The 12,130-nt window shown below is 32.3% G+C and carries 12 protein-coding genes; 10 read left to right on the top strand and 2 right to left on the bottom strand.

The window, feature by feature from the left end; translation table 11 throughout:
- Window positions 1-61: 61 nt before the first annotated feature.
- The 8 genes from ACKRLN_RS06620 to ACKRLN_RS06585 all read left to right on the top strand — a co-directional run bounded on the left by ACKRLN_RS06620 (window position 62) and on the right by ACKRLN_RS06585 (window position 8,259).
- On the top strand, window positions 62-907 hold the full coding sequence (locus ACKRLN_RS06620; RefSeq protein ID WP_416334665.1) for a MurR/RpiR family transcriptional regulator: 846 nt from the start codon (window positions 62-64) through the stop codon (window positions 905-907).
- A gap of 1 nt (window position 908) precedes the next feature.
- Window positions 909-1,898, top strand: a complete 990-nt coding sequence (locus tag ACKRLN_RS06615) for a MupG family TIM beta-alpha barrel fold protein (protein WP_416334664.1) — start codon at window positions 909-911, stop codon at window positions 1,896-1,898.
- Window positions 1,879-2,754 carry an N-acetylmuramic acid 6-phosphate etherase gene (murQ, locus tag ACKRLN_RS06610; RefSeq protein ID WP_296140710.1) on the top strand — a complete coding sequence of 292 codons (876 nt, stop codon included), beginning with the start codon at window positions 1,879-1,881 and terminating at the stop codon, window positions 2,752-2,754. The genes ACKRLN_RS06615 and murQ overlap by 20 nt, the downstream gene beginning before the upstream one ends.
- A complete protein-coding gene (locus ACKRLN_RS06605) occupies window positions 2,755-4,218 on the top strand; it encodes a PTS transporter subunit EIIC (protein WP_416334663.1) in 1,464 nt (487 codons plus the stop codon). It begins immediately after the preceding gene.
- A gap of 272 nt (window positions 4,219-4,490) precedes the next feature.
- Window positions 4,491-5,585 (top strand): SpoIIE family protein phosphatase, encoded by a 1,095-nt coding sequence (locus tag ACKRLN_RS06600; RefSeq protein ID WP_416334662.1) that lies wholly within the window; start codon window positions 4,491-4,493, stop codon window positions 5,583-5,585.
- Window positions 5,586-6,218 carry a deoxyribose-phosphate aldolase gene (gene deoC, locus ACKRLN_RS06595; protein ID WP_416334661.1) on the top strand — a complete coding sequence of 211 codons (633 nt, stop codon included), beginning with the start codon at window positions 5,586-5,588 and terminating at the stop codon, window positions 6,216-6,218.
- 8 nt (window positions 6,219-6,226) lie between these two features.
- Window positions 6,227-7,678, top strand: coding sequence for an alpha-amylase (locus tag ACKRLN_RS06590; RefSeq protein ID WP_416334660.1), 1,452 nt, complete (start codon window positions 6,227-6,229; stop codon window positions 7,676-7,678).
- Window positions 7,675-8,259 carry a viroplasmin family protein gene (locus ACKRLN_RS06585; protein ID WP_203126159.1) on the top strand — a complete coding sequence of 195 codons (585 nt, stop codon included), beginning with the start codon at window positions 7,675-7,677 and terminating at the stop codon, window positions 8,257-8,259. Before ACKRLN_RS06590 ends, ACKRLN_RS06585 begins: the two co-directional genes overlap by 4 nt.
- A gap of 179 nt (window positions 8,260-8,438) precedes the next feature.
- Here the strand turns inward: ACKRLN_RS06585 and ACKRLN_RS06580 are convergent, their stop codons facing one another.
- Window positions 8,439-9,578 carry a hypothetical protein gene (locus ACKRLN_RS06580; RefSeq protein ID WP_203126160.1) on the bottom strand — a complete coding sequence of 380 codons (1,140 nt, stop codon included), beginning with the start codon at window positions 9,576-9,578 and terminating at the stop codon, window positions 8,439-8,441.
- Between the two features lie 147 nt (window positions 9,579-9,725).
- Between ACKRLN_RS06580 and ACKRLN_RS06575 the strand changes: the two genes are divergently transcribed.
- Window positions 9,726-10,904, top strand: coding sequence for a cation:proton antiporter (locus tag ACKRLN_RS06575; protein WP_203126161.1), 1,179 nt, complete (start codon window positions 9,726-9,728; stop codon window positions 10,902-10,904).
- Between the two features lie 13 nt (window positions 10,905-10,917).
- Here the strand turns inward: ACKRLN_RS06575 and ACKRLN_RS06570 are convergent, their stop codons facing one another.
- Window positions 10,918-11,484, bottom strand: a complete 567-nt coding sequence (locus ACKRLN_RS06570; protein ID WP_203126162.1) for a DUF3783 domain-containing protein — start codon at window positions 11,482-11,484, stop codon at window positions 10,918-10,920.
- 110 nt (window positions 11,485-11,594) lie between these two features.
- Between ACKRLN_RS06570 and ACKRLN_RS06565 the strand changes: the two genes are divergently transcribed.
- Window positions 11,595-12,122 carry a hypothetical protein gene (locus ACKRLN_RS06565; RefSeq protein ID WP_416334659.1) on the top strand — a complete coding sequence of 176 codons (528 nt, stop codon included), beginning with the start codon at window positions 11,595-11,597 and terminating at the stop codon, window positions 12,120-12,122.
- Window positions 12,123-12,130 lie beyond the last annotated feature (8 nt).

Here is a 12,130-nt window from a genome sequence, read left to right as displayed (position 1 = left end):
GAAATATTTATTTATAATGATATAATAGTTTTAAGAAAAGCTTTTCACAAAAGAGGTGTTTATGGATTATTTAATAAAAATAAATCAAAGAAAGTCTGAATTTACACCATCTGACAGAAAAATTTCGGATTTTATGGTTGATAATCCTAGATTGGTTTTAAATAGCAATACTCAGCAATTAGCTAGTTTGATTGAAACAAGCCAATCAGCCATTATTAGATTTGTAAAAAAAATAGGTTATAGGGGATATGTTGATTTGAAAGTTGATATTGCCAAATCCCTTGAAACAGATACTAATCAGCTTAAAGATGAGGTTATTAGAGGTGGTGAACCTACTCCAAGCATTGTTTCTAAAAGCAAAAACAATGTCTTATCAGCTGTAGAAAAGACCTTTGCTTTGTTAGATGACGAAATTATAGAAAAATCAACAAAATATTTAGTAGAAGCAAATGATATATACCTAGCAGGAGTAGGAAGCTCTGGACTGGTATGCGAAGATTTTTTATATAAACTTCAAAGAGCTGGGCAAAAAGCTTATTATCAAAGAGATGCCCATACTAATTTGGCCTTGATTGCAAATATAAAAAAAGATGATGTTTTGGTATGTATAAGCTATTCTGGAAATACTAAGGAAGTAATAATTGCAGCAGACTTTGCTAAAAGTATTAGTGCAAAAGTTATAACTATAACTAAGGGTGCAAATACTAGCTTATCCAAGCTTTCAGATGAGGTTTTGTTAATACCTGAAATTGAAAAAGAAATGAGATTTGGGGCTGTATCATCTAGATTATCATCACAAATAGTAACTGATATCTTATATTATGGATATTTGGCTGAAAACATGGATGCTGTTACTGATAATTTAAAAATTTCTAAGCAGTTAACCAATAATTTAAAGGATAAATAAAATGTTAGGTTTTTCCATTTACTTTGAGAAAGATATTGATATAGAAAAAGAAATAGAAAAAAATAAGGATTTTGACTTAGTATTTACTTCCCTTCACTATCCGACCAGTGATGAAAGTTATAGGCAATTCTTAGAATTATATAATTTGTGCAAAGATTATAGTATTAGGATTTGTGTAGATATCAATAATGAAACTTTAAACAATCATCCAGAACTTATTGATATGGATTTGATTTTAAGGCTTGATTTTGGCTTTACTTATGAAGAGATATCTAAGCTTTCACATAAAAAATCTTTAGCTATTAATGCATCCACTGTTAATAATGACTTTTTATCTAAGCTTAAATTAGCAAATACAAAAATGGATAATATAATTGCTATTCATAATTTTTATCCCTTAGAATATAGTGGACTATCTGAAGATTATTTTATTAAGCAAAACAGTCTTATAAAATCTTATGGATTAAACTTAGGAGGATTTATTCCTGGAAATGGAAATTTAAGAGGTCCAGTCTATAAGGGACTTCCTACTTTGGAAAATGATAGATACAAAAATCCTTATAGTACTTTTATAAAATTTGAAAGAAAATATAAACTAGATTTAATAGTCTTATCAGAAGATGTAAAAACTTTGGATAAGGAATATATTTCTAAATTTAACAATGAAAAGATTGTGACCTTACCAGTTTCATTTTTAGAGGATTCTAAATATATAGAAAAAATAAAAGTAAGAGCTGACATAAGTGACTATTTAATTAGAAATGAAAGGGAAAAGAGAGATGTAGATCCTCAAAATCCTACATTTATTAAACGCGGCGATATAGTTATGTTAAATAATTTATCTGGTCGTTATAGAGGTGAAATTGAGATTATTAAAAAAGATTTAGGAGTAAGTCCAGAAAGAAACGTGATTGGTAGAGTAAAAGATGATTATCTAGAAATTGTAGATTATATAAAAGGAGGCGATTTAGTTGAGTTCAACAGAAGATAGAAATCCTAGAAGCTATGATTTGGATATAAAATCGACTAGAGAAATACTAGAGATTATAAACCAAGAAGACCAAACTATAGCAAAAAAAGTATATGAAGCTATGGATCAAATAGAGCCTCTTGTAGATAAAGTTATCGAAACTTTTACAAATGGGGGCAGATTATTTTATCTAGGAGCAGGTACCAGTGGTAGGCTTGGAGTATTAGATGCATCAGAGACAGTCCCAACATTTTCAGTAGATCCTAAAATGGTAACAGGACTTATAGCAGGCGGAGATGATGCTCTAAGAAATCCTATTGAAAACGCAGAAGACTCTAAGGAAGCTGCCAAAGAAGATTTACAAAAAGAAAATCTTACAGAAAATGATTTTGTAATAGGAATTGCTGCCAGTGGTCGTACGCCATATTCTATAGGAGCAGTAGAATATGCTAAAGAATTAGGAGCTAGCACAGGATCTATTGCTTGTAATAAAAATGCAAAAATTTCTTCATATGTAGATTTTCCAATCGAGATTGAAACAGGTGCAGAAGTTTTAAGTGGTTCAACTCGCATGAAAGCAGGAACAGCCACAAAGCTCGTTTTAAATATGATTACTACTACTGCCATGATTAAGATAGGAAAAGTTTATGACAATCTGATGGTAGATGTTAGACCTACAAATGAAAAATTGGTAGATAGGGCTACAAAAATTATTAGCGAAATAAGTGGTTGTGATTATGATAGATCAAATAAACTACTAAAAGAAGCTAATAACAATGTAAAGGCAGCTATAATAATGGCTATAAAAGATGTGGATTATGAAAAAGCAAGTGAAATCTTGGAAAAAAATAAAGGCTTTATAAGAGAGGAAATATAAATGGATAATAATCAATTAGCTAAAATTTTAATTGATGACTTTGGAGGTAGCTCTAACCTTAATGAAGTTATTAATTGTATGACAAGGGTCAGGGTAAAAGTAAAAGATGATAGCAAAGTTAACTATGATGCTATAAAATCTCGTGAAGGAGTAATGGGAGTAGTTGAAGGCGATCAAATCCAAGTAGTCTTAGGACCAGGTAAAAGCGAAAAGGTAGCAAAGGCTATGGCAGAAATTTCTAATACAAAATTATCTGAAGAAGTAGGAGCAACAAAAAGCCAAGAAACAGATAAAGAAAGACTAGAAAGAAGGACAAAAGAAAATAAAGAAGCTTACAAATCTAAACAAAAACAAAGTGGATTTAAGAAATTTACAGTATCTATAGCCTCAATATTTGTCCCATTAATTCCTGCTTTCGTAGGTGCAGGTCTTATAGGTGGTATAGCTTCAGTCCTTTCAAATATGGCAACAGCAGGAACTCTTACTGGTGATAATATAAATAATTTCATTCAAATTTTAAATGTAATGAAAAGTGGACTTTATGCTTATCTAAACATCTTTATAGGAATCAATGCAGCCAAAGTATTTGGTGCAAATGAAGGACTCGGTGGAGTTGTAGGTGGCATGGTTTATCTAACAGGAATGAATCCAGATATGCCAATTAATAATATATTCTTAGGATCACCACTTGCGGCAGGACAAGGTGGAGTAATAGGTGTACTATTATCAGTTTATATTCTCTCAAAAATAGAAAACGCCCTTCATAGAGTAATACCAGATTCTTTAGATATTATTTTAGTACCAATGCTATCATTACTTGCAGTAGGTATATTGACAATGTTTATCATAATGCCTTTTGCCGGGGTAATTTCTAATGGATTAATTGGATTTATAAATGCTGTAATAAATATGGGTGGAGCAGTTTCTGGATTTATCCTAGGCGCAGTATTTTTACCAATGGTAATGCTAGGACTTCATCAGATATTAACACCAATCCATGTAGCGATGATCGAGCAACAAGGTGCAACATATTTACTTCCAATTCTTGCTATGGCAGGAGCTGGCCAAGTTGGTGCAGCTTTAGCAATCCTTGTTAAATGTAGAAAAAATAAACAAATCACAACTATAGCAAAAGGTGGACTTCCAGTAGGATTTTTAGGTATTGGAGAACCATTAATTTACGCTTTAACCTTACCGATGGGTAAAGCCTTTATAACAGCTTGCCTAGGTGGAGGTATCGGTGGTGCAGTGATTGGTTTATTTGGAGGTATTGGTGCAACTGCAATTGGACCTTCAGGTATAGCCTTAATCCCACTTATTTATAAAAGTAGATGGATAGGATATCTAGCAGGTCTAATTGCTGGATATATCGGTGGCTTTGTATTAACATATTTCTTTGGCGTAGATGAAAAATATGTAAATGGAGCAGAACTAGATAATTCAAATAAATTTGAATTTAGATAGCAGAAAGTAAATTTAAAAATAAAAATTAAAAGGCCAAAACATATTTTATATGTGGGCCTTTTATTTATTAAAGCAAAAAATATAAAAATGTTTAAATTTTAAAGTTAAGGGAACGTCCTTCTCTTTTTTTGTTTCCTAATTTAAAATATATTGTTAATAAACGTTAAAATTTCAAGCTTTAGTACATTCGGATTTATTTGCCAATTAAATAATTAAATGATATAGTTATAAGAAAGAAAGTTTAGCTTATTAAACAAAAAGGGATGGATTTTATGGGAAAAACACTCGTAGATAGACTGCAAGAAACAAATTTTGCAGTATTAAATTCAATGGATGATTGGGTTCGTATTGTCGATCCTAGCGGTGCGACCATTTTTATTAATCAATCCTTAGCTGAAGCAAAAAACAATTCTAAGGACTTAGAAATATATTTAAATGAAAATCTTCCCCTTAATTTATCTTCCGAAAATGAAGCCATTAGAGATACGACAGTTGTCGAAGAAAAACTTATTTCCAATAGATATTACAGTATCAAGGCTTCTCCTATTTTTATGAACAATACTTATACTGGCATAGTTGAAGTTTTCCGTGATATTACCCGTGAGACGATGATGAAAATCGAACTTTTTGATGCAAATAGATCTATGCTTGATGATGTAAGATTTGTAAGAAAAGTGCAAACATCAATCCTACCTAAGGATAAAGTATACGGAAATATTGATCTTTCGGGTATTTATACTCCAAGTGCAAATGTCTCTGGTGACCTTTATGATATAGTAAAAATCGATGATGACAAATATGCTTTTTACATAGCAGATGTGATGGGCCATGGTGTTAAAGCATCTATTATGACTATGTTTATAAAAGTTTCTGTATTTTCTATTTTTGATAAACGTCCAGATTTTACACCCTCTGAGGCTCTTTTAAAACTTCGTGAGAGATTTTATGAGCTAGAAATGGATTCTTCGCAGTATTTTACAGCTTGGCTGGGTATATTTGATTTTAAGGAAAATACACTAACTTATTCAAATGCAGGTCATAATTGCCCGCCTATGATTTATAAAAATCACAGTGGAGAGTGCGCGTATTTGCATGGTAACGGCAGGATGATTTCAAATATAATCGAGCCTGATGTCTATAATGAAATAAACATAAAATTAAAGAGTGACGATAAGATTTTATTTTTCACAGATGGAGCTATAGAAGCAACCAATGAAGATAAAAGGGAATATGGACTTGCTAGACTTGAAGAATCTTTTTGTAAGCACAGGGACTTAGAAAAAGTTTACAAGGAAATTAATGATTACAGCTGGGGTGAGCAACAAGATGATATCACTCTAGCTATGATTTCATATAAGGAGAATTAAATGCAATTAAACAGACTAATTGACCATACAAATTTAAAAGCTGATGCGACAAAAGCTGATATTAAAAAACTAGTAGATGAAGCAATAGAACACGATTTTTTTAGTGTATGTGTCAACTCATCTTTTGTAAAATTTATCAAAGAATACAATGACCAAGTAAAAATTGCGACAGTAGTAGGTTTTCCGTTAGGAGCAATGTCTACACGTGCAAAGGCCTATGAAACAAAATGTGCTATCGAAGATGGGGCAAGTGAAATAGATATGGTTATTGAAATTGGTCGTTTAAAAGAAGGCAATTACGACTATGTCCTAGAAGATATAAAGGCTGTAAAAGAAGCTTGTGGGGATAATGTTTTAAAAGTTATTATTGAAACATGCTTATTAAATGAAGAAGAAATTGTAAAAGCTTGTGAACTATCAGTAGAAGCTGGTGCAGAATTTGTAAAAACATCAACTGGATTTTCAACAGCTGGTGCAAAAGCATCTGATATTGCCCTAATGAGAAAAACAGTTGGACCAGACATTGGAGTAAAAGCATCTGGTGGCATTCATACAAAAGAAGAAGCACTGGAAATGGTAGAAAATGGTGCAACAAGAATAGGTGCAAGCAAATCAATTGATATTTGTAAATAGGAATTACTATGGCAAATGAAGTTATGATGCAATCTTTCGAGTGGGATACTTGGGGAGATGGCAGTTTTTATAAAAATTTAAGTAAAAATGCTAAAAAATTAAAAGAAAATGGAATAGATGCCCTATGGCTACCACCAATGACAAAAGGTGGATCAGATATGGATGTAGGCTATGGAGCCTATGACCTTTGGGATTTGGGTGAGTTTGACCAAAAGGGAACCGTTCGTACAAAATACGGAACCAAAGAAGAACTTCACCAAGCAATTGATTCCCTTCATAAAGCAGGTATAAAATGCTATGCCGATGTAGTTTTAAATCATAAGGGTAATGGAGATGAAAAAGAAAAATTCCAAGCGGTGATGGTTGATCAAAATAATCGAACAAATGATGTTTCTGATCCATATGACATTGAAGCTTGGACACATTTTACATTTCCAGGACGAGCTGGCAAATATTCTGAAATGCAATGGCACTGGTATCACTTTACTGGAGTTGACTATGATGATTTATCAGGTACATCAGCTGTTTATAGGATAGTTGGAGATGGCAAATACTGGGATGACGATGTTTCAAATGAAAAAGGTAATTTTGACTATTTGATGAACAATGACATCGACCACGATCATCCAGAAGTGCGCGAAGAATTATTTAAATGGGCTGATTGGTTTATTGATGAAACAAAAGTAGATGGCTTCCGATACGATGCCCTAAAACATATCTCTGAAGAATTTATCCGTGATTTATCCTGCCACATTACAGATGAACGCGGAATTGATAACTTTTATTTATTTGGCGAGTTTTGGCAATACTCTAAAGAATCTATGGAAGAATATTTAGAATCCACATCCTATCAAGTAGATTTATTTGATGTGCCATTACATTTTCATATGGAAGAAGCCAGCAAGTCTATGGGCAATTACGATATGAGAAAAATATTTGATAATACTATCGTAAAAGATTTTCCAGAACAAGCTGTAACTTTTGTAGACAACCACGACAGTCAACCAGGCCAAGGCTTAGAATCTTGGGTAGAAGATTGGTTTAAAGAAATTGCCTACGCACTAATATTATTTAGAAAAGATGGATATCCTTGTATCTTTGCAGGTGATTACTATGGTCTATGTGGGCCGGTAAAAACCGATCCATTAGAAGAAATGATAAATAATATGCTAAGTGTTCGCAAAAACTACAATTACGGTGACCAAGATGATTATTTTGATGATCCTTCAGTAATTGGTTGGGTAAGACGTGGAGATGATGAACACAAACCACTTGCAGTCCTAATCTCTATCAAGGATATGGCAGAAAAACAAATGCATGTGGGAGAATCTGAGGCGGGGGCAACTTACGTAGATCTTTCTGGAAAAAATGAAGATGTAACAATCGATGAAGAGGGAAACGGAGTATTCACAGTTGGTCCAGGTCAAGTAACATATTGGGCAAACAAAGAAACATTATGAAATATTACGCAGTAAAAAAAGGCAGAAATCCTGGGATATACACATCCTGGGATTCTTGTTTAGAAGAAGTAAAAGGATATAGCGGCGCAATTTACAAATCATTTAAGACCCTAGAAGATGCAAATGAATTTATGACAGGGATTAAGGAAGAATTAGAAATTGGAGAAAATGCTGCAATAGCCTATGTTGATGGTTCCTACAACCAGAAATTAAAAGTATATGGGGCAGGAGTGGTGTATATCTCAGAAGGTGATGAGATAGAACTAATGAAATCATTTGATGATGACTATCACATCCACAGAAATGTAGCTGGAGAAGTAAAAGCAAGCGAGCTTGCTATATCAAAGGCTATAAAAGATAAAAAAAAGCAAATAGTAATCTACCATGACTACCAAGGCATAGCATCATGGGCCACAGGAGATTGGAAAACAAATAATGCTTTGACAAAGTCATATAAAAAATTTATAGATGATGCTAAAAAAATCATTGAAATTGACTTTGTAAAAGTAAAGGGTCACTCCAATGATAAATATAATGATAGGGCAGATGGGCTTGCTAAACAGGCATGCGGTATAGAATAAATGATGGAGGGACATTTGTCTCCTCCATCATTTATATTTTTACAGTAAATAATAAAAATAATATATTAGTTTATAACTTATAAATATGTACTTAATTTATTTCTTACTTACAAATTTGTTAAATTTTCAGATTGATTGTTTATCTTAACTTAAGACTTTTACTAAAATAATAGATACGATTATAAAAGTGTAAAAATCAAGTGTGCTGATATTCCTGCCACAATTCCTCCAATTGTGTGAGATAAAATTGCTGGACCTGTTAATTCTTTTGCACCAATAGCATCCATCATTGCAACGTGAGTTGATAGATATCCTGACCAGCACATACAAATAGAAGTAAAAACTGCTAAATCGTTTGCAGTTGCAAGATTGTCTGCTACTAAGTTTTTTACAAGCCCCATTGATGCTCCGGCAGATCCTAAAGCAGTTATTGGTACGGCAATAGATTCTGAATGAGAGAATCCAAATAAAGGATTTAGGATAAATGATAACTTATCACCAATCCATGGCAAAACAGGAACTCCTTCATTGGCAGCACCCGTATAAACGCCATTTGGACCAACTGAATTTGTCAGTAGCATTATTATAGTACAAATTCCTATTACACCAGGGATAATAGAAAGTCCCATATCTACTCCAGTTTTCCCACCATCTAATAAAGCTTCAATAAATCTACGTCCGAAAGATCCATCTCTTACTACTCTTGTATTTTTTGGGATATCTTTTAAACTTTCTACTTCTACCATTTCTTCTGTATTATATACTTTTTTAGTAAAGATTTGCATAATCCTAACACTAGCAATAGATCCAATAAAGGCTCCAAGGGTACCAATTAGGGCAGCTTTTCCAGCACCGTCAAGAGGCAGAGATCCTAAAGTTGTAGTAACTATAAGCCCCATACCAAATGATGTGCCCAGATTGGTTAAAGAAGGCAGCTGGTATTTTTTAAATAAGGCCTTAAAGTTATCTTCATGCGCTAGTGGAAGGATAGATGGGTTATCAGATAAATAACAATTTATAATTCCTAGAGATGCCGCTCCAGGTAGATTATAAATAGGTTTCATGATTTTAGATAAGATTAAATCGACCAAAGATATGAAACCAAATTCTGAAAATATTGCTGACAGAGCACCTGTCAAAACTGATATAGCCATTATGAACAGGCAAGTGTTAATTAACAAGTCATAGGCTCCGTTCATCATAGTAGATATCATATTAGAAACGCCCATTACCCTACCAATTGAAGCAAAGATACCAAAAAATATTAAGGCAAACAGCCAGTTTTCTGCTCCAATTTTCTTTACATATTTCTTATTCATGTTATTCTCCTTAAAATCTATAAGTTGAATAAACTACTATATTTTAATTATAGGAAAATAAAAAAATATTGTCAAATAATAATTGAAAAACTTTATAATGTTAGTATAATAGTAGACGTATTTTTATAAAAATTTAAGGGGGGGGTTATGTTAAACGATATTGCTATTATCTTTATATTGGGCATTTTTATGGCGCTGATTTTTGAAAAAATAGGGCTTGCTCCAATTATTGGCATGCTTATAGCAGGTATTATTATTAGTCCCAATCAAATGAATTTAGTAAGTGAGGATATTATAAATCTTTCTTCTGACCTTAGGCAAATTGCCCTTGTCACAATCTTAACTCGAGCGGGTCTTGCTTTAAGTTTTGAAAAACTAAAGAAAGTTGGCCGACCAGCTATTTTACTTAGTTTTTTGCCTGCTTCTATTGAAATGCTTGCTATTATTTTCTGTGCTCAGAGATTTTTTTCAATTGATGTAATTGATGCTGGAATTATGGCAGCAGTCCTAGCTGCAGTTAGCCCTGCCATTGTCGTACCTCGTATGATAAAATTAATCGATGAAGCTTATGGGGTAGATAAAAATATTCCTGAAATGATTTTAGCTGGGGCTAGTGTGGATGATGTTTTTGTGATTGTATTTTTCTCATCGTTTTTATCCTTAAAAACTGGTGGACACTTATCAGCTATGAGTTTTTTGAATGTACCAATTTCTATTATTACTGGTATAATTTTTGGAATTATATATGGGAGAATTCTTTCTGCTTTATTTAAACAAATAAATATAAATGAGATCTATAAGACAATGATTTTTATAGGTATTTCATTTTTGGCATTAGACCTTCAAAAACTAATCGAATCTTATATTGGATTTTCTGCTCTTATTGCTATAATGACTGCGGGAATGACGATCAATAAGCAAAATCCAAAATTAGCTGAAGAATTATTATTTTCTTACAATCGTTTATGGAAAGTATTTGAATTATTTTTATTTGTCCTAGTAGGTATATCTGTAGACTTAGCCTATGTAAAAGAAGCTGGATTTTTAGCGGTTATTTTAATTTTTATTGGACTCATTTTTAGAATGCTAGGGGTAAATTTAGCACTTATTAGAACAAAGTTAAATAAAAAAGAAAGACTTTTTACATCTTTAGCATATCTGCCAAAGGCGACTGTCCAAGCAGCTATAGGTCCAGTTGCCCTACAAATGGGACTTGCATCTGGAAATTTAATCCTATCCGTATCTGTAATTGCAATTTTAATTACAGCTCCCTTAGGAGCTATTTTGACCGATAAATCATATAAAAAGTTATTAAAAAAGAGTTAGCTATTGCTAACTCTTAATTATTTTCGATTTCTACTCTTTTTATTTCTTCAGCTAATTTTTCGTAATAATCTTTTGCTACTTCTAGCTCAAATAGGCTTGAGTCATCAAAATATGCTTGCATTTCATCGATTAGTTTAGTTAGTTTTTCGTCTTCACCGTATTGGTCTTTTAAGATTGATGCTCTTTCTACTAGGGCATTTATTCTGTGAATTAAGCCCATCATTTTGCCTTCGCGATCATTTTCTGTTAATAGTTCTCTTAAAGTCCACTTTATATTATTTTCAGTTTCTCCAGCCTTATGTTGTATAGCTAGACCGGCTTGTCTCATTTCGTCTAAGAAACTAAATAATTGATCGCGTTCAAAATTTTCAAATAGGATAAAAGGAAAATCAAGGCTTGGATCCTCCTCAAGCTTTTCATCTCTTTTTTCGTAGCCTTCATGTCCTACTAGATATCCTACGTATTGGTCAATATCTTCTTTTTCTGCACGGACAATTTGAATCTTGTTTTTTATTGCAAGTATTTCAAATTTTTCTAGGTCATAATCTTCTTTAATATTATATAATAAAACTTTTGCCATAATTCCTCACTTTTTAAATCACTATACTAAATATTTACTTGATAAACAAACTTATAATTTGGGTATAAATGTTAAAAATAGATAGCGAAATATTCGTATACGGAGGGACTATGGCAATTAAGACAACAAATCTTTATCAAAGAGAAGATTATAAATTAAAATTAAAACAAGTTGAAGCATTACTAAGACAAGCTAAGGATGTTGAGAGTTTATTATCTAGAGCAGAAAGCAAAATAAATGGCAAATATGACTTTTCATCACACCAAGTTTTAAGAGGAAACTTTTTAGGTAATTTGCTAAGAGGCAATAAAGTTAGTGCGGTAAATAACAATATAGATCGTGCCCAACAAGCCCTATTAGATTTTCATGCAAATTTATTGTTATTTGATGAAAAATTAGCAAATAAAATTTCTTTACCTAGCAAAATGAGTGAATTTTCTTCTGCTAATGGCAAGGCAAGTGATATTGCAATTAGAACAAATATGCGTTTAAAAGAATTTGATATTACAAAAGCAAAACGTAGTATGCAAGCTATTGTTAGAAGACTTGAAAGCGAAAGAAAAAAGGCTTTTTACGAAATATCCAAAGAAAAAGAATTATTTGAATACGCAAAAGATAAAAATAAAGGCGCATTATAGAAAAAAAC

The sequence above is a fragment of the Anaerococcus sp. AH8042_DFU013_CI05 genome, assembly GCF_047936775.1.
GTDB lineage: Bacteria > Bacillota > Clostridia > Tissierellales > Peptoniphilaceae > Anaerococcus.
The sequence above is the reverse complement of the archived record's forward strand: the minus strand, read 5'-3'. Positions and strand labels throughout refer to the sequence as shown.